At 72.8% G+C, this 18,392-nt stretch carries 21 protein-coding genes; 9 read left to right on the top strand and 12 right to left on the bottom strand.

All coding sequences use genetic code 11. The features are described 5' to 3' along the window. The first annotated feature begins 65 nt into the window (after positions 1–65). Both ACIP82_RS12325 and ACIP82_RS12320 read left to right on the top strand, forming a co-directional pair. A complete protein-coding gene (locus ACIP82_RS12325; protein ID WP_363605749.1) occupies positions 66–587 on the top strand; it encodes an AidA/PixA family protein in 522 nt (173 codons plus the stop codon). Positions 588–735: 148 nt separating this feature from the next. Beyond that, positions 736–1,458 carry a DUF4232 domain-containing protein gene (locus tag ACIP82_RS12320; RefSeq protein WP_363605747.1) on the top strand — a complete coding sequence of 241 codons (723 nt, stop codon included), beginning with the start codon at positions 736–738 and terminating at the stop codon, positions 1,456–1,458. Positions 1,459–1,461: 3 nt separating this feature from the next. Here the strand turns inward: ACIP82_RS12320 and ACIP82_RS12315 are convergent, their stop codons facing one another. Next, complete coding sequence (locus tag ACIP82_RS12315) at positions 1,462–2,919, bottom strand: sulfatase-like hydrolase/transferase (protein WP_400653234.1); 1,458 nt, start codon at positions 2,917–2,919, stop codon at positions 1,462–1,464. A gap of 189 nt (positions 2,920–3,108) precedes the next feature. Between ACIP82_RS12315 and ACIP82_RS12310 the strand changes: the two genes are divergently transcribed. From ACIP82_RS12310 to ACIP82_RS12300, 3 genes are all read left to right on the top strand, one after another. Then, entirely contained in the window at positions 3,109–4,140 is a 1,032-nt protein-coding gene (locus ACIP82_RS12310; protein ID WP_400653232.1) for a LacI family DNA-binding transcriptional regulator, read from the top strand. Between the two features lie 545 nt (positions 4,141–4,685). Further along, on the top strand, positions 4,686–5,030 hold the full coding sequence (locus ACIP82_RS12305; RefSeq protein ID WP_363605741.1) for a hypothetical protein: 345 nt from the start codon (positions 4,686–4,688) through the stop codon (positions 5,028–5,030). Between the two features lie 12 nt (positions 5,031–5,042). Continuing rightward, positions 5,043–5,420: a hypothetical protein gene (locus ACIP82_RS12300; RefSeq protein ID WP_363605739.1), complete on the top strand. Its 378-nt coding sequence runs from the start codon at positions 5,043–5,045 to the stop codon at positions 5,418–5,420. A gap of 36 nt (positions 5,421–5,456) precedes the next feature. Here the strand turns inward: ACIP82_RS12300 and ACIP82_RS12295 are convergent, their stop codons facing one another. Next, the gene (locus ACIP82_RS12295) at positions 5,457–6,173 is read right to left on the bottom strand and encodes a TNT domain-containing protein (RefSeq protein ID WP_363605737.1); all 717 of its coding nucleotides are present in this window, start codon (positions 6,171–6,173) and stop codon (positions 5,457–5,459) included. 307 nt (positions 6,174–6,480) lie between these two features. On the opposite strand from ACIP82_RS12295, the gene ACIP82_RS12290 reads away from it, so the two are divergent. After that, a complete protein-coding gene (locus tag ACIP82_RS12290) occupies positions 6,481–7,521 on the top strand; it encodes an SGNH/GDSL hydrolase family protein (RefSeq protein WP_363605735.1) in 1,041 nt (346 codons plus the stop codon). A gap of 24 nt (positions 7,522–7,545) precedes the next feature. Here the strand turns inward: ACIP82_RS12290 and ACIP82_RS12285 are convergent, their stop codons facing one another. The 4 genes from ACIP82_RS12285 to ACIP82_RS12270 form a co-directional block, all read right to left on the bottom strand. Continuing rightward, a complete protein-coding gene (locus ACIP82_RS12285) occupies positions 7,546–8,199 on the bottom strand; it encodes a class I SAM-dependent methyltransferase (RefSeq protein ID WP_363605733.1) in 654 nt (217 codons plus the stop codon). Between the two features lie 161 nt (positions 8,200–8,360). Next, complete coding sequence (locus ACIP82_RS12280) at positions 8,361–8,855, bottom strand: peptidylprolyl isomerase (protein WP_363605731.1); 495 nt, start codon at positions 8,853–8,855, stop codon at positions 8,361–8,363. Between the two features lie 7 nt (positions 8,856–8,862). Next, positions 8,863–9,315, bottom strand: coding sequence for a hypothetical protein (locus ACIP82_RS12275; protein ID WP_400653228.1), 453 nt, complete (start codon positions 9,313–9,315; stop codon positions 8,863–8,865). Between the two features lie 52 nt (positions 9,316–9,367). Then, positions 9,368–10,015: a class I SAM-dependent DNA methyltransferase gene (locus tag ACIP82_RS12270; protein WP_400653226.1), complete on the bottom strand. Its 648-nt coding sequence runs from the start codon at positions 10,013–10,015 to the stop codon at positions 9,368–9,370. 80 nt (positions 10,016–10,095) lie between these two features. On the opposite strand from ACIP82_RS12270, the gene ACIP82_RS12265 reads away from it, so the two are divergent. Further along, a complete protein-coding gene (locus ACIP82_RS12265) occupies positions 10,096–10,704 on the top strand; it encodes an NAD(P)H-dependent oxidoreductase (RefSeq protein ID WP_363605725.1) in 609 nt (202 codons plus the stop codon). 20 nt (positions 10,705–10,724) lie between these two features. Here the strand turns inward: ACIP82_RS12265 and ACIP82_RS12260 are convergent, their stop codons facing one another. Both ACIP82_RS12260 and ACIP82_RS12255 read right to left on the bottom strand, forming a co-directional pair. After that, on the bottom strand, positions 10,725–11,948 hold the full coding sequence (locus ACIP82_RS12260; RefSeq protein ID WP_400653224.1) for a beta-ketoacyl-[acyl-carrier-protein] synthase family protein: 1,224 nt from the start codon (positions 11,946–11,948) through the stop codon (positions 10,725–10,727). 162 nt (positions 11,949–12,110) lie between these two features. Continuing rightward, positions 12,111–12,359: a hypothetical protein gene (locus ACIP82_RS12255; RefSeq protein WP_400653222.1), complete on the bottom strand. Its 249-nt coding sequence runs from the start codon at positions 12,357–12,359 to the stop codon at positions 12,111–12,113. A 196-nt stretch (positions 12,360–12,555) separates the two neighbouring features. Here ACIP82_RS12255 and ACIP82_RS12250 point away from each other — a divergent pair, with 196 nt between their 5' ends. Both ACIP82_RS12250 and ACIP82_RS12245 read left to right on the top strand, forming a co-directional pair. After that, on the top strand, positions 12,556–13,893 hold the full coding sequence (locus ACIP82_RS12250; RefSeq protein ID WP_363605721.1) for a UDP-glucose/GDP-mannose dehydrogenase family protein: 1,338 nt from the start codon (positions 12,556–12,558) through the stop codon (positions 13,891–13,893). A 52-nt stretch (positions 13,894–13,945) separates the two neighbouring features. Then, entirely contained in the window at positions 13,946–14,359 is a 414-nt protein-coding gene (locus tag ACIP82_RS12245; protein WP_400653220.1) for a CoA-binding protein, read from the top strand. 22 nt (positions 14,360–14,381) lie between these two features. On the opposite strand, the gene ACIP82_RS12240 is transcribed toward ACIP82_RS12245, so the two are convergent. The 4 genes from ACIP82_RS12240 to ACIP82_RS12225 are packed head-to-tail and all read right to left on the bottom strand — an operon-like array spanning position 14,382 to position 18,185. Then, entirely contained in the window at positions 14,382–15,218 is an 837-nt protein-coding gene (locus ACIP82_RS12240; RefSeq protein ID WP_400653218.1) for a MerR family transcriptional regulator, read from the bottom strand. Between the two features lie 56 nt (positions 15,219–15,274). Then, positions 15,275–16,483: a dipeptidase gene (locus ACIP82_RS12235; RefSeq protein WP_363605715.1), complete on the bottom strand. Its 1,209-nt coding sequence runs from the start codon at positions 16,481–16,483 to the stop codon at positions 15,275–15,277. 23 nt (positions 16,484–16,506) lie between these two features. Then, positions 16,507–17,031, bottom strand: coding sequence for a 5-(carboxyamino)imidazole ribonucleotide mutase (gene purE, locus ACIP82_RS12230; RefSeq protein ID WP_400653216.1), 525 nt, complete (start codon positions 17,029–17,031; stop codon positions 16,507–16,509). After that, positions 17,028–18,185: a 5-(carboxyamino)imidazole ribonucleotide synthase gene (locus ACIP82_RS12225; protein WP_363605711.1), complete on the bottom strand. Its 1,158-nt coding sequence runs from the start codon at positions 18,183–18,185 to the stop codon at positions 17,028–17,030. The genes purE and ACIP82_RS12225 overlap by 4 nt, the downstream gene beginning before the upstream one ends. Positions 18,186–18,392: the final 207 nt, after the last annotated feature.

The raw sequence follows: 18,392 nt of genomic DNA, 5'->3' as shown, positions 1-18,392 counted from the left end.
TCCGCCCGCAGAAAACCGGCGCCCAAGAACGTGAGCGTGGAATGCCAGCGAAAGCAGGAGGATCCGTGGAGCCAAAAAAAATTATCGACATTCTCGCCATGTTCGACACTCGTGCGATCCTCGATACGAATGAGGAACATTCCCGCGATGCCGAATATCCGACGAGAGTGGCCCCCGGGTACGTCCACACGGTGAGCCCTGGGGTCGAATTCACCCGCCTCTCCGAAGGAGAGCTCTACATCGGCGTACCGCCCGGCAGTTTTGCCAGGTGGCGTGAGACCGCACTTCCGTTCGACGAAGAATACAGCGCCCTGATGTACCGATGCATCGGCGACAGCGAACTTGTCGACGGGTTCGACCCTCTGGTGTACCTGGTTCGCCAGCCGCACCCGCAAAGCGGCGACGGGGAGAACGGAGAATTCGACACAGATATCGTGAAAGGCCATGCCTGGGGAATGCGGGTCGCCGGGATCGGCAGCGGTGACTTCGAGTTCCACTTCCAGGTCGTCAAAGGCCGGGAAGAAGTGGTCGGCTACTTCTCCTGGCCGGTGAACATCACGTTCATGGGGACCCCTGCCCCGGCCTGATCGGGAGGTGACCACGGTCGCACGCCGGGCAGGGACGCCCTGCGGACGGGCACACCCCCTTGTGGCACATCGGACGGAGCTCCGGAACAGAGCCGTGACAAATGGCTGACAGCCTTTCAATCGCCACCGTCCGGCCAGACTTCAGGGGATGACCAGCATGTCCTTCCGCCTCCGCGGCGCCCGCTCCGCAGCCCTCACGCTCACCGCCGCCTGCGTCCTGACCCTGGCCGCCTGCGGGCCCGACAACTCCCCCTCGGACACCGGCGTGACAACGGCCGCGGCGGCCGGCGCCGGCAGCGCCCCCGCCGGGGCGGCGCCGGACACCGGCACCCCCGCCCCGAGTGCCGGCACCGGCAAGCCCGCCACACCGAGCGGGACGAAGAAGCCGTCCGCCGCCCCCACCACGGCGGCCTCCGACAAGGCCGGCAACGGGACCGCACCGGCGTGCACCACCGCCATGGTCAAGCTCACCGCGAAGACCATGGCCCGGCCGATCAACCACTTCATGCTCGAAGTCACCAACACCTCAAGCACCAGCTGCGACCTGTACGGCTACCCCGTGATCCGCTTCAGCGAGGACCAGCAGGCCGTCTCCCCGGTGAACGAGGAGAGCAAGCCGCAGTCCCTCGTCCGCCTCCAGCCCGGCGCCACCGGCTACGCGAGCATCCAGACCTCCAGCGCCGCCTCCGCCAACAAGGGGGAGTCCGTCACCTCCTTCGGCGTCCACCTCCAGGGCGCCGACCCCGACGCCGGCACCTCCGGCGCCCCCGCCAAGGTCGCCGCCCCCGGCGGGAAGCTCACCGTCGACTTCGAGAACGTCCGCCTCGGGTACTGGCAGAACGACGCCGCCACGGCCGTCGCGACCAGCTGACCTCTACGGCTGCGCCCGGGTCGCCCCCGGGGCGGGGAGCGCGACGTCGGCCCGGCGCGGGTCGGGCTCGTAGGGGATCACGTCGGCCGTTTCGACCGACCAGCGCAGGACGGCCTCGCGCAGGCGGGCCTCGGTACCGGCGTGCTGCGGGCGGCCGGCGAGGTTGGTGCGCTCGTGCGGATCGGTGGCGCGGTGGTAGAGCTCGGGCTGCTCGTACAGGCGCCAGACGTAGGTCCACTCCTGGTCCCGTACCGCGATCGCCTTGCCGACCAGCGCCGGGTCCTCGTGCTGCAGTGCGGCCTTCCGGTCGTAGGGGAACGGCGCCTGCTCCAGCTGCGGTTCCTCCTCGACGGTGAAACCGCCCTCGGTGAAGGCGTACTGGCGGTGCGGCGCCGCCGAATCGTGCAGCAGCGGTACCAGGCTGCGCCCGAAGTGACGGTGCGGGGCCTGCACTCCGGCCAGTTCGAGGACGGTGGGCAGGATGTCCACCAGCTCCACCATCCCGTCGCAGACCTGGCCCTCGCCGAGGCCGAGGCCGGGGCCGCTGATGACCAGCGGGTCCCGGGTGATGCAGTCGTGCATCGCGGACGGGAACTTCTCGATCAGGCCGTAGTCGCCCAAGTACTCGCCATGGTCGGCGAAGAAGAGCGTGACGGTGCGGTCGGCGGCGCCGGCCCGCTCGACGGCGGACATCACCCGGCCGAGGTGGTGGTCGAGGCGCGAGACCATGCCGTAGTACGTGGCGGTCACCTCCCGCCACTGCTCCGGTTCCACCCGGTCGAGCCCGTAGCTCTCACGGATCGCCCGCATGTAACGGGGCTCGCCGGCCGGGTCGCCCGGCGGCACCGGGTCGGGGACGGCGTCGCGGCCGTACTGGGAGAACCAGGGATCCTGCGCCTGGAACGGGCAGTGCGGCGCGACCAGCGGGAGGAAGAGCACCCAGGGCCGGGCGGGCGGCTCCCGCAGCCACTCCTCGGCGGTGCACACCGCCGCCTCGTCGAAGTCGGTGCCGTCGTCGTCGGGCAGCCGGCCCTTGTAGAACAGCCGGGACCAGATGCCGTCGGGGTAGGGGCGGCGGTAGTCGGAGGTCGGCGGGGCGGCGAAGCCGTACTCGTGGACGCTCTCCTCGGCCACCCCGGGTGCGAAGGTGTCGCCGCGCGCGCCGGCGAAGGCGAGGTGGTAGCCGGCGTCCTTGAGGATGCGCAGCAGGTTGGGCTCGTGCGGCTTGAGCAGGTGGGTGAGGGTGCGGTGGCCGGCCGTGTGCGGGTACCAGCCGGTGAGCAGGGAGGCCCGGCTCGGGGAGCAGACCGGGTGCTGGACGTAGGCGTTGTCGAAGCGGGTGCCGCGGGCGGCGAGCGCGTCCAGGTGCGGGGTGCGGACGAGGGGGTTGCCGAAGGTGCCGAGGGCGTCGGCGCGCAGCTGGTCCGGCATGAAGATCACGAAGTTCGGGCGCTGGTCCATGGGCCGTTCCTTGGTGCTGGGGTGGTCGGCGTTGACACGTGTCACCGCCGGAGTGCACCGCCAAGGTGACACGTGTCAACGACACCGGCAAAGCCCCTCAGCCAGCTTTCACCTGGTGTTTTCCGGCACCCACGCCCGTTCACCAACTGTTCGGGTGACACGTGCCGCAGCATCGGCTAGGGTGCGCGCATGACCGCGTACGACACCGCCGACCACGAAACCCCCCGGGGCGGACGGCGGCCCACCAGCGCGGACGTGGCCCGGCTCGCCGGCGTCTCCCGGGCCACGGTCTCGTACGTTCTCAACGGCCGCTCCGAGCGCCCGATCGGGGAGCAGGCCCGCCTGCGCGTCCTGGCGGCCGTACGGGAACTCGGCTACACCCCCCACAGCACCGCGCGCACGCTCCGCTCCGGCCGCAGCGATCTGGTGCTGGCCCCGATGCCCCGGCTGCCCATGGGGCCGACCCGGCACCGGTACTTCGAGGCGCTCAGCCAGGAACTCTCCCGGCGCGGCCTGAACCTCCTGCTCCACGGCGACCGGAGGGCCGAAGGCGTGGACGGCGCCAGGGCCTGGGCCCAGCTGCGCCCGGCCGCCGTCGTCGCGGACGCGGACCGCTGCCCGCCCGAGGCCGCCGCGTTCCTGCGCCGCGCCGGAGTGGACGCCGTCCTGCTGACCGGCCCGCGCGCACTGCCGTACGCGCCGACGCTGGTGGTGGCCGGCGCCGCCGTCGCCGAGCTGGCCACCCGTCACCTGATCGACAGCGGCCGCCGCCGCCTCGCCTGCCTCGTGCCCGGGGGCGACATCGCCGCCGTCGGCCGCGCCCGCTTCGAGGCCGTCACCGCGGCCGCCGGAGCCGCGGGCGTGCCGGTCCAGCGGGTCGACTGCGAGCTGGACGACGGAGCCCTCGCCGCCGCGGCGGCCGCCTGGCGCGATCCGGCCCTGCGCCCGGACGCCGTCTACGCGTACAACGACGAGTTCGCCCTGGTGCTGATCCAGGAACTCAGGGACGCCGGGCTCGACGTCCCCGGCGACATCGCCGTGGTCGGCTCGGGCAACCTGCCGCTCGGCGCGGCGCTCCGGCCCGCACTGACCACGACGTACTACGACCCCACCGACACCGCCGCCGCCGTCGCCACCGCGATCGAGCACCTGCTGCAGGGCCCGGGCGGCCCGTCGGTCACCGGCCCCCGCCCCCGCCTCCTGGTCCGCGCGTCCGGCTGACCGCCCGACCGGCCGGCCGCGCGGCCGGGCCACGTCGGGCCGGGGTCACAGCGCGGCGGCCCGCCCGCGCACGAGGAAGTTCTGCACCCCCAGGCCCGACGACCGGCACGGCCAGAACGAGGCCGGCGTTCGTACTCTGCATGTCAACTCCCCCTTGTGGCACCGTGCTTCGACGGCAGCCCCGTGCCACCCATTGTGCCCGGAAGCCGATGGGTGGCACGCGACCGGGGCGGCTCCCGCAGCGTTGCCGATCACGGGGGCGCACGGGCGTCACCGCCCACCGGCGCGCCGCACAAGAAACCCGGAATCGCCGTGTCCGCCGCACGCCAACGGGTATGGATCGGCCACCAGAACGGTTCGGACCCGAACCTGCCGATCCGACCCCTCGGGGTGAACGCATCAACACACCGGCACACCCACGACCAGCGGATTCGCCCACCAGCCCGGTTCCACCACCTACCCTGCACACCACCCGCGGGGGCCGCACCGAACCGGTGAGGGCCCCACGGGAGACCCCGCCCCTCCTCGGAAAGGCGCAGCCCGTCGTGTCAGACACCCCAGCCCCGCCCCTCGACCTGCTGCTCACCAACGCGCTAGCCGCCACCCGCTACGCCGTGGCCACCGCCTTCACCGCGCACACCGACCGCCATCTCCTCCCCGCCCTGCTCCCCCCGGCCCCCGACGACTTCGACTGGCCCCAGCTCGAAGCCTTCATCCACGAACTCGGCTACGAGGCCGACGAGTCCGATGCCGTCCTCTCCCTCTACCGCCTCCTCACCGCCGTCCAGCGCATCGCCTACCGCGAGGCCGCCGGCCGCAACAGCACCTGGCACGCCACCCGCGTCCACCCTGCCCGGCCGTCCGGCCCGGACCCGGCTTCCGTCTCCTGAGAGGCTTGGGCCATGTCCGAGAAGCGTTCACAGACCACGACACTGGCAGAGATGATGGCCGCCCTGCCGCCGGCCCGGGACTCGTACGGCAGGGGCATCCCGTCCCCCGCCGGTCGTGAGGAGTTCGTCGACGACACCGGTCAGCGGTGGCGGAAGGTCCGCGGCCCGCTCCAGCGGAATCTCGCCAAGCGTCTGGCACTTCAGGCCGACGAGATGATCATCGGAGAGGGCGGTGGAGGGCACTTCCGCCATGTGCCTTCCACCGGCCGGGCCACGACCTGGCACGCGATCAAGAACCTGCTCGGTGCCACCTGTACGCCGAGCTACCGCCCGTACGAGTTCGCCTCCGGGGACGGCCGGACGCTCCTCTACGTCGAGGAGAGCTGCTGAGCCCGCCCGCCCCGGCCGGCCGCCCGCGATCCGGCCTCAGCCGGTGGCCGCGCACGTCTCGGGCTTCTCCTCCTGCAGGTAGTGATGCTTGATGAGGTTCTCGGGGCTGAACTTCTCGCCCGCGTCCTTCAGCTCCTTCGGCGTCAAGGCCGGGTCCAGCCACTGCTGGACGCCGTTGCCCGGCTGGGCGTACGCCGCCGCGATGTGCCCCTCCTGGACGCTGAACGGATTCAGCACCGAGAAGCAGTGGTACCCGCTCGTCGGCTTCTGGTCGACCTCGTAGTCGAGGCTCTGCGGTGTCAGCGACCGCTGCGCGAAGGAGGTCCCCGCGTCGGCCAGGAACCCGCCGGAGTTCTCACCGAAGCGATCGAGCAGCTTGCCCGTGGGGAGCGAGACCACGGTCTCGTCGAACTTGTCTCCGTCGTCCCTGAAGCCGTTGTTGGCCGGGTACTTCCAGTTCAGGCCCTCCCGGTACCACTTCAGGAAGTCGTCGGGCGTCAACCCCCCGAAACGCCGGTAGTCCTTGAGCAGCGCCGCGACCGGCTGCCCGGCGGGCAGGGTCGCGGGGCCCAACTCCTTGAAACCGCAGTAGTACTTCTTGAGATCGTCCGGCGTCGGCCGGTCGGCCTCCCTCGGGCAGTCCTGGGGTGCCGGGTCGACCATGGCCGTCGCGGCCGCGCTCTCGGTGGCGGCCGCCCCGGTGACCAGCAGGGCGGCCGCCAGGGAACAGGCGGCCAGGGCGTTGCGTCGCATCTACTGCGTCCTCTCGACGGGGAGTTGACGACGCGACAGGACGGTTGTGCGGCAGCCGCGTCGGCACGGAAGCTACACGCCGCCGACGCGGTGATTCGCAGACGAAACGCCGAAAGGGTGAACCCCTTCACCCCTTTGGTCCTGAGCAGAACGGCGAGGCCTCGCCGGGGCCCCCTTCCGGCGCGCGGCGGAGGCACCTGCCGTCACGTACCGTGCACCCGTGGTGACGGTTCCGCGTCGCCACGCGACCGCCGGGCACGACGGCGTGACCGCACTCCCGTGCGCCGCCTCGGCAGGAAGGGACAGCATGCGAGGCAAGAGGTTCTGGCCGGCCGCCGCGGCGCTGGCGCTGGCCGCGCCCACGGCCGTACCCGCCACCGCGGCGGTGCGTGGCGGGGACCACTACACCTGGGTGGCGCTGGGCGACTCCTACACCGCCGGCCTCTTCACCGGGCGGCGCGACGACCACCCCGACGGATGCGAGCGGACCCCGGGCTCCTACCCGGACGTGGTCAACCGGCGGCTCCACGCGTACCCCCCTGAAGGGCTGTTCGTGGAGCTCCGCGACGTCAGCTGCGGCAACGCGGCGATCCCGCACCTCACCAGGGAACCGCAGACCCCGATCGGCCGGGGCGCCGGTGTGGACGACCCGGCGGAGCCGGCCGGCGGCTGGCCGCAGGTGCCACCGCAGATCGAGCGGGCCGGGATCGACGACCGGACCGACGTCGTCACCGTCGGGGTCGGCGGGAACAGCCTGCCGTTCGGCGAGCTGATCACCCGATGTCTCGCGCTCGGCGCCGCCGACGGCCGGGGGCAGCCCTGCCGGGACTACTACGAGAACCCGCCCGCGGGCGTGAAGAGCGTCGCGGACCGCCTCGACCGGATCGAGGACGACTACGTCACCATGCTCGGCGACGTCCACCGCAAGGCCCCGAACGCCAAGGTGATCACGATCGGCTACCCGTCCCTGCTGCCCGCCGACCCCGGTGAGTGCGGCTACGGGGACCCCACCGGGACGTCCACCCTCGCGCGGGCGGACATCCCCTGGCTGCGGGAGCTGGAGCAGCGCCTCAACAGCACCATCCGGGCCGTCTCCGGCTACTTCGGCGACCGCTTCGTCGACACCGACACCGCGAGCCGGGGCCACGACGCCTGCCGGGCCGCCGAGGTGAAGTGGCTGGAGGGGTTCTGCGGCACCGCGGCCCCCGGGAGCGACTGGCCGGCCGCGTCCTGCGCCGGCCTCGCCCCGGGCCGGCGGCAGACGTTCTTCCACCCCAACGAGCAGGGCCAGTGCGCGATCGCCGAACTCGTCGAGCCCGCCGTCCGCCAGGCGCTCCTCGACGGCTGACCTTCGACGCCGCTCAGTCGCCGCTCAACCGTGGCGCGCCGCAGCGGACTTCTGCCCCAGCAGCACCGCCTGCGGCCACTTCCGCCCCTCGCACACCAGCCGCGCGGTGACGGCGATCCCGGCCTCGCCCAGCAGTTCGGCAAGGCGATCGGGCTGCGACAGGTAGACGTCGTAGGACACCGCCCGGCCGAACGAGCGCTCCGGGCGCAGGTGCTCGTCACCGACGTGGAACCCCACCAGCAGGTGGCCGCCCACCGCCAGGACCCGGCGGAACTCCGCGAACACCACCGGCAGGACCTCCGGCGGCGTGTGGACGATCGACCACCAGGCCACGATCCCGCCGAGTCCGCCGTCGGGGAGGTCCAGGGCCGTCATCGAGCCCACCTCGAACCGCAGGTCCGGATACGTCCGGCGGGCTATCTCCACCATCCTCGGCGAGAGGTCCACCCCGAACACGGCCGCACCGAGCGCGGCCAGGTGCGCGGTGACATGGCCGGGACCGCACCCGAGGTCGGCCACCGGCTGCCCGCCGTAGGCCTCCACCAGCTCGGCGAACCCCGCCAGCATCGGGCGGCCCACCCGGTCCTCCGCGAACAGCGTCGTCACGCGCGCGGCATAGTCATCGGCGATGCCGTCGTAGGACGAGCGGGTGGCAGCCAGTTGCTGTAAGTCCGTCACGCTGGAGGAGCATAGTGTCCGCACGCGGGTCGGGCCCGGCCGGTCCGGCGGCCCCGGAAGCGGGCCGACCGCCGTGGAAACACCGCCGCCCCGGAGGGGAAGGTCGGCCCAGCCGACTTCCTACTCCGGGGCGGTGCGGAAAGCAGCGCGCGAGGCGGTACTCAGGCGACGATGCCGGACTCGGCGATGGTGATCTTCGCCTTGGTCCTGCCGCTCTGCGAGCCCAGCGACTCGATCTTCGTGACCAGGTCCAGGCCCTCGACGACCTCGCCGAAGACGACGTGCTTGCCGTCCAGCCAGTCGGTCACGATGGTGGTGATGAAGAACTGCGAGCCGTTGGTGTTGCGGCCGGCGTTGGCCATGGACAGCAGGCCCGGCTTGGTGTGCTTCAGCTTGAAGTTCTCGTCCGCGAACTTCTCGCCGTAGATGCTCTTGCCGCCGGTGCCGTCACCGCGGGTGAAGTCGCCGCCCTGGAGCATGAAGCCCGGGATGACGCGGTGGAACGAGGAACCCGCGTAGCCGAAGCCGTGCTCGCCGGTGGCCAGCTCGCGGAAGTTCTTGGCGGTGGTGGGCACGACGTCGTCGTACAGCTTGAAGACGATGCGGCCCGCGGGCTCGTCGTTGATGGTGATGTCGAAGAAAACGTTGGAAGCCATGCAGGGATCATGGCACGGCCGGATCCCCGACGCGCGACAGCCCCGGGGAACACCCCCACGGCGTCGTGGCGTGTACGCCACCGGCGAACACCGGGTGCAGACGGGCCGCGCGCACGGCCGGCGCGACCGCGGCAGGACCGGGCGGCCGGGAGTCGGCCGCCAGCCACGCCAGGCAACCGTACGCCAGCGCGGCCAGCGCCACCGCCGCCAGCAGCACCGGGGCGACGGCCCGCCCCCGGAGCGCGGCCGACGCCAGAGCCCACACCGCGAGCGCGACGGCCGGTACGCCGAGCACCATCGCCGGGAGCTCCACGGACAGCAGGCTCAGGTCCCGCTCGCCCTCGAAGCCGCCCCGCAACCCCGGCCGGGCGCCGTACAACCACACCCCGAACCCGGTCGCCGCCCCGGCCGCCGCCACCAGGCAGCCGGCCCCGGCCGACCGCTCCGCACGCTTCCCCATGCCCTGGTGGACGCACACCCCTGCGGGCGGGTTCCGGGCCGGGGCTTCCGGGTCAGGGCTTCCGGGCCAGCAGGTACGCCTGCGGGGTCTTCTCCACCCCCGCGACCGGCTCGCGGACCAGGCGGGCGGTGATCTCCAGGCCGGCCGTCCGGGCCAACGCGGTGATGTGGTCGGGCTGCTGGCGGCGGAAGTCCAGCGCGACCGGGTGGCCGAAGGGCCGCTCGACCCGGAGGGGCTCGTCGCCGACCTGGAAGGCGAGCAGCAGATGGCCGCCGGGGGCGAGCACCCGGTGGAACTCGGCGAACACCTCCGGCAGGCGGTCCTGCGGGGTGTGGATGATCGAGAACCAGGCGACGGCCCCGGCCAGGGCGCCGTCCGCGAGGTCCAGACCGAGCATCGACCCCACCTCGAACCGCAGCCCCGGGTGGGTGCGGCGGGCCAGCGCGACCATCCCCGGCGAGAGGTCGATGCCGGAGATCTCCAGGCCGAGCCCGTCCAGGTGCGCCGTCACCCGGCCAGGTCCGCAGCCCAGTTCGGCCACCGGGCCGCCGCCGGACGCCTGCACCAGCTCGGCGAAGGACGCCAGCATCGCGCGGTCCAGCGGCTTGACGGCCAGCTCGTCGCGGTAGCGGTCCGCGTAGTCGGCGGCGATGGCGTCGTAGAACGCCCGGGCGGTGGTCAGGAACTCCGGCTCGGTCACGATCCGGCACCCTACCCCCGCCGGACAAGCCTTAACATCACCTCGCATCGATCATCCATCTCGCCCAGGGGGAACGGGACATGAGCGCAACGATCGGCCGGGTCGGGGTCTACCTGGCCCACCCGCGGCCGGGCAGCTTCAACCACGCACTGTACGAGGCCGTGGTGGACGAGCTGCGCGGGCGCGGGTGCGAGGTACTGGCGCACGACCTGTGCGCGGAGGGGTTCGAGCCCGTGCTGACCGCCGAGGAGACCGGGACGGTCGCCGACGCCGCCGACCCCCGCGATCCCCAACTCGCCCTGCACCGGGCCGAGGTGGCCACGCTCGACGCGCTGGTGCTCGTCCACCCCAACTGGTGGGGCATGCCGCCCGCCGTCCTCACCGGCTGGGTCCAGCGGGTGCTCGCCCCCGGCGTCGCGTACAAGCTGGGCACGGCGGACGGCGAACCGGCCGGTCTGCTCAAGGCCGGGCGGGCGCTGGTGCTGAACACCTCCGACACCCCGGAGGCGCGCGAGCTGGGCGAGTTCGGCGACCCGCTGCACCGCATCTGGGCCGCCTGCGTGCTCCCCTACGTCGGCGTCGACGACATCCGCCGCGTCGTCTTCCGCACGGTGACGGACTCGACCGGGACCGCCCGCGCGGCCTGGCTCCGCCAGGCCCGGCAGGAGGCGGCCGCCCTGATCGGCTGAGGCGGTCCCGGCCCCCGGTCTCAGGGCGCCGGTGTGAAGACCAGCGAGGCGTTGTGCCCGCCGAAACCGAAGGAGTTGGTCAGGGCCGCGGTCAGGGCACCCTTCCGCGGTGCGCCCGCGACCACGTCCAACTTGACGGCCGGGTCGAGGGTTTCGAGGTTGAGCGTGGCCGGGACGACGCCGTCGCGCAGGGCCAGTACGGCGGCCAGCGCGCCGATCGCACCGGCCGCGCCGAAGAGGTGGCCGGTCATCGACTTGGTGGCGGTGACGGCCGGGTGGAGGCCGATCGCCTCGGTCACCGACTCCGCCTCGACCAGGTCGCCCAGCTGGGTGGAGGTGGCATGGGCGTGGACGAGGGCGATGTCCTGCGGGGCGAGACCGGCCTCGGCCACCGCCCGCCGCATCGCGCGGACCTGGCCCTCGGCCGCGGCCGCCGTGATGTGGTACGCGTCCGAGGTGACCGCCGCACCCGCGAGGGCGGCATGGGCCCGGACCCGGCGGGCGGCGGCGAACCCGGCCCGCTCCAGCACGACGACCGCCGCGCCCTCGCCGATCACGAAGCCGTCCCGGTCCACGTCGAACGGCCGGGACGCCCGCGCGGGCTCGTCGTTGCGCGTGGAGTGCGCCTTGGCCTGGGCGAACCCGGCGAGCGGCAGCGGACAGACACATGCCTCGGCGCCCCCCGCGACCACCACGTCCGCCCGTCCGAGGCGGATCAGGTCCAGGCCCATCGCGATCGCCTCCGCGCCGGACGCGCAGGCGCTCACCGGGGTGTGCGCGCCGGCCCGGGCGCCCAGTTCGATGCTGACCCAGGCCGCCGGACCGTTCGCCATCAGCATCGGCACGGTGTGCGGCGACACCTTCCGCACCCCGGACGCCTCCAGTACGTCGTCCTGCGCGAGCATGGTGGTCGCCCCGCCCGTCCCGGTGCCGATCACCACGGCCAGCCGTTCCGGGTCCACCTCGGGCGCGCCCGCGTCGGCCCACGCCTGCCGGGCGGCGACCAGCGCCACCTGTTCGCAGCGGTCCATCCGCCGGGCCCGCACCCGGTCCAGCACCTCGGACGGCTCCACCTTCAGCCGCCCGGCGATCCGCACCGGCAGCCCGGCCGCCCACTCCTCCTCGATCGCGCGGATGCCCGACTCCCCGGCCAGCATCGCGGCCCAGGTCGAGGCGACGTCCCCGCCGAGCGGCGTCGTCGCCCCGAGCCCGGTGACCACCACGCGATTGGTGTCAGCAGTCATCGAACGAACCTCCTGTGGTTGTGGAGATTGTGGTGGAGATACAACCCCCCGCCCGGATCGGTGCGGGGAGCGATCGACTCACCGGCCACTCTGCCAGGGAGTTGGTGACCACTCGGGGGTGTAAGCCAACCGATTCGACCGGGACAGCCTTGTAGGTTTCTTCTAATTCCCGAAGCGAGCGCCCCGGCCGGCCGGGTCAGTTGACGTCCTTCCCAGGGTGTCGCCGGTGCGGTGCTCCTGGAAGTACCGCGCCATCCGGTCGTTGCGCATCGCCTCCCAGAGCTGGGCGGCCGCGCGCTCGTCGAGCGCCGTCCTCCCCCGGCGGCCCGAAGATGCCGAGCCCCTCCCGCCGGGCCCGGCGGCCCCGGCGGGCTCGGCGGATTCGTCCGTGCGCTCGGGCTTCGGATCCATGCGCGCACTGTGCCGTCCGTCACAGCCCACGCGCGGGGGTAGTGCCGGGATCGCGCCGCCGCCCGCCCCGCCCCGCCCGAAAACCGCGCCGTCGGCGGCCGAAACATCGGTGCTGGCAGGACGGCCCGTAGGGGCGGATAGCATCGGTGCTCGCAGGTCATGTCAGTCCAGGTCGAGATTCCGCAAAGGGGAACCAGTGACCCTCCGCATCTCCGTGATCGGTACCGGCTATCTCGGCGCCACCCACGCCGCCGCCATGGCGGAGTTCGGCTTCGAGGTCCTGGGCCTGGACATCGACCCGGAGAAGATCGCCACGCTGACCGCGGGCCAGGTCCCGATGTACGAGCCGGGCCTGTCCGAGCTGCTGCTCAAGCACGTGGCCGGACACGAGGGTTCGACCGGTCGGCTGCGCTTCACCACCTCCGCCCAGGAGGCCGCCGAGTTCGGCGACGTGCACTTCGTCTGCGTCAACACCCCGCAGCGCAAGGGCGAGTTCGCCGCCGACATGAGCTACGTCGACGCCGCGATCGATGCGCTCGCCCCGCATCTGACCCGCCCGGTGCTGGTGGTCGGCAAGTCCACCGTGCCGGTCGGCTCGGCGGGCCGGCTGGCCGAGCGGCTGGCCGCGCTCGCGCCGGTCGGCGAGGGCGCCGAACTCGCCTGGAACCCGGAGTTCCTGCGCGAGGGCTTCGCCGTCCAGGACACCCTGCGCCCGGACCGCATCGTCGTCGGCGCCCGCAGCGAGCGCGCCGAGCAGCTGCTGCGCGAGGTGTACGCGGACCCGATCGCGGCCGGGGTGCCGTTCATGGTCACCGACTACGCCACCGCGGAGCTGGTCAAGGCCGCCGCCAACTCCTTCCTCGCCACCAAGATCTCGTTCATCAACGCGATGGCCGAGGTCTGCGAGGCGGCCGGCGCCGATGTCACCCAGCTGAGCACCGCCCTCGCCTACGACGAGCGGATCGGCGGCAAGTTCCTCAACTCCGGCCTCGGCTTCGGCGGCGGCTGCCTGCCCAAGGACATCCGCGCGTTCATGGCCCGGGCCGGCGAGCTGGGCGCCGACCAGGCGCTGACCTTCCTGCGCGAGGTCGACTCGATCAACATGCGGCGCCGCTCCCGGATGGTCGAGCTGGCCCGCGAGCAGTGCGGGGGCGGCTTCCTCGGCCGCCGGGTCGCCGTTCTCGGCGCGGCCTTCAAGCCCGACTCGGACGACATCCGGGACTCCCCCGCGCTCAACGTCGCCGCCCAGATACAGCTCCAGGGCGCGCAGGTCACCGTGTACGACCCGAAGGCGATGGACAACGCCCGCAAGATGTTCCCCGGTCTGGCCTACGCCGGGTCTCCGCTGGAGGCCGCCGAGGGCGCGCACGTGGTGCTGCACCTCACCGAGTGGAAGGAGTTCCGCGACCTCGACCCGGCCGAGCTGGGCGCCGTGGTCGAGGAGCGCCGGCTGCTCGACGGACGCAACGTCCTGGACGCCGCCGCCTGGCGCGCGGCCGGCTGGACGTACCGGGCGCTGGGCCGTCCGAGCTAGGGCGACGGGTCCGGGCGGGAATCCCCCGCCCGGACCCGTCGTTGGCAGCGGCATGACGAGCTACGGCGACGAAGCGACGGTCCGCGACATCCTCACCGCCAAGGGCGACACCTGGGCGGTGGTGGGCCTCTCCAGCAACACCGCCCGCGCGGCGTACGGCGTCGCCCAGGTGCTCCAGCGCTACGGCAAGCGCATCGTGCCCGTCCACCCCAAGGCCGAGACGGTCCTCGGCGAGCCCGGCTACCCCTCGCTCGCCGAGATCCCGTTCCCGGTGGACGTGGTGGACGTGTTCGTGAACTCCGCCCTGGCCGGCGAGGTCGCCGACCAGGCGGCCGCCGTCGGGGCCGGGGCCGTCTGGTTCCAGCTCGGCGTGGTCGACGGGGCCGCCTACGAGCGGACGACGGCGGCGGGCCTGGCGATGGTCATGGACAAGTGCCCGGCCATCGAGATCCCGCGGCTGGGCTGAGCCCCCCTCCCACGGAACGCGCCTACCGCACCGGCACCGCCACGTCGCAGACCGGCTCGGCCGGCGGTGCGGTGGCGACATGGCCGAAGTAGACCTCGCGGGCCGGGCCCGCGGCCTCCAGGCCCCGCTCCGCCACGGCCTGGTAGACCGCGTCGTAGGCGCCGAGGATCTGCGGGTACTCGATCTGGGCCCGGGTGAGCCGGGCGTACAGCTCGCGGTGGGCCGGCTCGACCCGGACGGCGGCGGACCGCCCGGCGAGCGCGGCGAGCGAGGGGTCGATCGGGACGCAGACCTCCACCGGGCCGTCACTGTCCTCGCTCACCTCGCCGTGGAGGACCACGAAGGGCGCGGCGTGGACGCCCCCGTGCGCGTCGGCGACGGCCTGCAGCCGACTCGACGCGGCCGGGATCCACTCGGGCAACTCACCCACCCTGATGTGCCGTTGCTCGCTCAGTACGGTCTGCTCGGGTACCTCGCGCTGTTCGATCCGGTGCATGCCCCGGCTCCCCTCTCCTCCTGACAGACGGATGCGGAGGTACACCGCCAGCTCCCGCTGCACGGCGATCCGGCGCTCGACGGACGCCCAGTAGTCGGCCAGCCGGTCGGCACCGGCCGGGCCGTCCCCGGCCGCCAGCACTCCGGCGACCTCGGCCAGCGGCATGTCGAGCCGTCGCAGCAGCACGATCAGCCGGGCCCGGGCGACCTGGTCGTTCCGGTAGAACCGGTAGCCGGTCCCGGCGTCGACCCGGGCGGGCGGCAGCAGTCCGAGGCGGTCGTAGAGCCGCAGGGCCTTGAGCGAGAGCCGTGACCGGCGGGCGAACTCGCCGATGCCGAGCAGGGGTTCCGAGGTGTCCTCCACGCCGGTCACGCTCCCGTCTGCCCCAGGGGCAGGGTCAAGCCGCTGGGGAAAAGGGCCTAGCCGTCCAGCTGGGCGATGGTGGCGATGGACGGCCGCCGGGTCTCCCGCAGCCCGGCCGCGACGGCCTCGGCGTCGCGGAGCACGCGCACGGCGTTGTGCCAGGTGAGCTTGGCGAGATCGCCCTCCGACCACTTGCGGCGCAGGAGTTCGGCGATCAGGTTGGGGTAGCCGGCCACGTCGTCCAGGCCCTCGGGGAGGAAGGCGGTGCCGTCGAAGTCCCCGCCGATGCCGATGTGGTCGATGCCCGCGACCTCGCGCATGTGGTCGAGGTGGTCGGCGACGGTCGCCGGGGTGGCGACCGGGCGCGGGCTGGTCTCCTCGAAGGCGCGCTGGCAGGCCATCCCGGCCGGGGTGGTGTCCAGGTGGTCGAAGCCGTGGGCGCGCATGTTCTCGTCGGCGGCGACGGTCCACGCTATGGCGGCGGGCAGGATGAACTTGGGGACGAACGTGGCCATCGCCACGCCGCCGTTGGCGGGCAGCTGGGCGAGCACGTCGTCGGGGATGTTGCGCGGGTGGTCGCAGACGGCGCGCGCGGAGGAGTGCGAGAAGATCACCGGCGCCTCGGTGACCCGCAGCGCGTCCCGCATGGTGTCGGCGGAGACGTGCGAGAGGTCGACCAGCATGCCGAGCCGGTTCATCTCCCGGACGACCTCCTCGCCGAACCGGGTCAGGCCGCCGGCCACCGGCTTGTCGGTGGCGGAGTCGGCCCACGGCAGGTTGTCGTTGTGGGTGAGCGTCATGTACCGGACGCCGAGCGCGTGCAGGGCCCGCAGGGTGGCGAGCGAGCAGTCGATGGAGTGGCCGCCCTCGGCGCCCATCAGGGAGGCGATCCGGCCCTCGGCGCGGGCGGCCTCCATGTCGTCGGCGGTGAGGGCGAGCCGGAGCCGGTCGGGGTAGCGCCCGACCAGGGCCCGGACGAAGTCCATCTGCTCCAGGGTGGCACTCACCGCGTGGTCGCCGGCCAGGCCGGCGCTCACGTACACGGACCAGAACTGCGCGCCGACCCCGCCCGCGGCGAGGCGGGCGAGGTCGGTGTGCAGCCGGGCGCTCTGGTCGGCGGCCAGGTCGAGCGCGTCGAGGTCGTAGCCGGCCTGCTCGCGCATCGCCCAGGGGAGGTCGTTGTGGCCGTCCACCACGGGGGTGGTGCGGAGGACGGACCGGGCCCGGTCCAGCAGGACGGCGGAGTCCAACAGCTCAGATGTCATACGAGCTGTTCTATCCGATTTGACTACTTTCCAAAGCCGAAGGACGAGGACCCGGCCACCTTGGCCCGAAGCTTCTTGCCCTTCTCGGTGGCCTGGCTGTTCAGTTCGGTCTGGAAGTCGGTCATCCGCTCGGCCAGCTCCGGGTCGAACGCGGCCAGCATCCGCACCGCCAGCAGCCCCGCGTTGCGCGCACCCGCCACCGAGACGGTGGCCACCGGCACACCGGCCGGCATCTGGACGATCGACAGCAGGCTGTCCATCCCGTCCAGGTAGCGCAGCGGCACCGGGACGCCGATCACCGGCAGCGGGGTCACGGAGGCGAGCATGCCCGGCAGATGGGCCGCACCGCCGGCGCCCGCGATGATCGCCTTCAACCCGCGCTTGTGGGCGTTCTCCCCGTACGCGATCATCTCGTGCGGCATCCGGTGCGCGGAGACGACGTCCACCTCGTACGGGATCTCGAACTCGTCCAGGGCCTTGGCCGCGGCCTCCATGACGGGCCAGTCGGAGTCCGAGCCCATGACGATGCCGACAACAGGGTTGGTCATTCGGTGATCGTTCCTCGCAGGTAGGCGGCCGCGTGGCGGGCGCGCTCGCGGACGTCGTCGAGGTCGTCCCCGAAGACGTTGACGTGGCCGACCTTGCGGCCGGGCTTCACGTCCTTCCCGTACATGTGGATCCGCAGACCGGGGTCGCGGGCCATGCAGTGCAGGAAGGCGTGGTACATGTCCGGGTAGTCGCCGCCGAGGACGTTGACCATGACGGTCCACCGGGCGCGCGGGCGCGGGTCGCCGAGCGGCAGGTCGAGCACGGCCCGCAGGTGGTTCTCGAACTGCGAGGTGACCGCGCCGTCCTGGGTCCAGTGGCCGGAGTTGTGCGGCCGCATGGCCAGCTCGTTGACCAGGATGCGGCCGTCCCCGGTCTGGAACAGCTCGACCGCGAGGTGGCCGGTGATGTCCAGCTCGCCCGCGATCCGCAGGGCCAGCTGCTGCGCCTCGTCGGAGAGCGCCGGGTCGAGGTCCGGCGCCGGGGCGGTGACCTCGGCGCAGACGCCGTTCTCCTGGACGCTCTCCACCACCGGGTAGGCGACGGCCTGGCCGCTGGGCGAGCGGACCACGTTGGCGGCCAGCTCGCGGACGAAGTCCACCTTCTCCTCGGCCAGCACCGGGACGCCCGCCAGGAACGGCGCCTGCGCCTGCCGCTCGTCGTCGACGACCCAGACGCCCTTGCCGTCGTAGCCGCCGCGCACGGTCTTCAGGACGACGGGGTAGCCCGTGCCCTCGTTCGCGAACGCGGTCACATCGGCCGGGTCGGCGACCAGGCGGTGGCGCGGGCAGGGCACGCCGATGGAGTCGAGCGTGGCCCGCATCACGCCCTTGTCCTGGGCGTTGACCAGCGCGTGCGGGCCGGGCCGGACGGCCACGCCGTCGGCCTGCAGGGCGCGCAGGTGCTCGGTCGGCACGTGCTCGTGGTCGAAGGTGACCACGTCACAGCCGGCCGCGAAGCGGCGCAGGGTGTCGAGGTCGCGGTAGTCGCCGAGGACGACCTCGGAGACCACCTGCGCGGCGGAGTCCTGGGGCGTGTCGGCGAGGAGTTTGAACCTGACCCCGAGCGGGATGCCCGCCTGGTGTGCCATGCGGGCCAGCTGCCCACCGCCGATCATGCCCACCACTGGAAAATTCGCATTGCCCGGGGAAGTCACCCCGCCAGGATATCCGGGCCGGTGGGAGCCTGTGGAACCGCTGTCCCGGGCGGACCGCCGCCCCGGGAGCCCGGACGATACCCGGGCCCTGGGGGCTGAGCCGATCGGTGGAAGCGGGTAGCCTGGAGCGCTAGGTCCTGGTACGCGTGGTCTGATCATGTGCGTGCACGCAGGGCTCAGGGGCAGCCGCGCAGCCGCGCCGGACCC

The sequence above is a fragment of the Kitasatospora sp. NPDC088548 genome (genome assembly GCF_044753005.1).
In the GTDB taxonomy this organism is placed as follows: Bacteria; Actinomycetota; Actinomycetes; order Streptomycetales; family Streptomycetaceae; genus Kitasatospora.
This window is presented reverse-complemented; position numbering and strand designations above follow the sequence as displayed.

What these genes read in the sequence shown, in the direction of transcription:
- ACIP82_RS12320 (WP_363605747.1), top strand. Translation starts at nt 736, where the DNA reads ATGACCAGCATGTCCTTCCGCCTCCGCGGCGCCCGCTCCGCAGCCCTC.
- ACIP82_RS12315 (WP_400653234.1), bottom strand. Translation starts at nt 2,919, where the DNA reads ATGGACCAGCGCCCGAACTTCGTGATCTTCATGCCGGACCAGCTGCGC.
- ACIP82_RS12310 (WP_400653232.1), top strand. Translation starts at nt 3,109, where the DNA reads ATGACCGCGTACGACACCGCCGACCACGAAACCCCCCGGGGCGGACGG.
- ACIP82_RS12300 (WP_363605739.1), top strand. Translation starts at nt 5,043, where the DNA reads ATGTCCGAGAAGCGTTCACAGACCACGACACTGGCAGAGATGATGGCC.
- ACIP82_RS12295 (WP_363605737.1), bottom strand. Translation starts at nt 6,173, where the DNA reads ATGCGACGCAACGCCCTGGCCGCCTGTTCCCTGGCGGCCGCCCTGCTG.
- ACIP82_RS12290 (WP_363605735.1), top strand. Translation starts at nt 6,481, where the DNA reads ATGCGAGGCAAGAGGTTCTGGCCGGCCGCCGCGGCGCTGGCGCTGGCC.
- ACIP82_RS12280 (WP_363605731.1), bottom strand. Translation starts at nt 8,855, where the DNA reads ATGGCTTCCAACGTTTTCTTCGACATCACCATCAACGACGAGCCCGCG.
- ACIP82_RS12275 (WP_400653228.1), bottom strand. Translation starts at nt 9,315, where the DNA reads ATGGGGAAGCGTGCGGAGCGGTCGGCCGGGGCCGGCTGCCTGGTGGCG.
- ACIP82_RS12265 (WP_363605725.1), top strand. Translation starts at nt 10,096, where the DNA reads ATGAGCGCAACGATCGGCCGGGTCGGGGTCTACCTGGCCCACCCGCGG.
- ACIP82_RS12260 (WP_400653224.1), bottom strand. Translation starts at nt 11,948, where the DNA reads ATGACTGCTGACACCAATCGCGTGGTGGTCACCGGGCTCGGGGCGACG.
- ACIP82_RS12255 (WP_400653222.1), bottom strand. Translation starts at nt 12,359, where the DNA reads ATGGATCCGAAGCCCGAGCGCACGGACGAATCCGCCGAGCCCGCCGGG.
- ACIP82_RS12245 (WP_400653220.1), top strand. Translation starts at nt 13,946, where the DNA reads ATGACGAGCTACGGCGACGAAGCGACGGTCCGCGACATCCTCACCGCC.
- ACIP82_RS12235 (WP_363605715.1), bottom strand. Translation starts at nt 16,483, where the DNA reads ATGACATCTGAGCTGTTGGACTCCGCCGTCCTGCTGGACCGGGCCCGG.
- purE (WP_400653216.1), bottom strand. Translation starts at nt 17,031, where the DNA reads ATGACCAACCCTGTTGTCGGCATCGTCATGGGCTCGGACTCCGACTGG.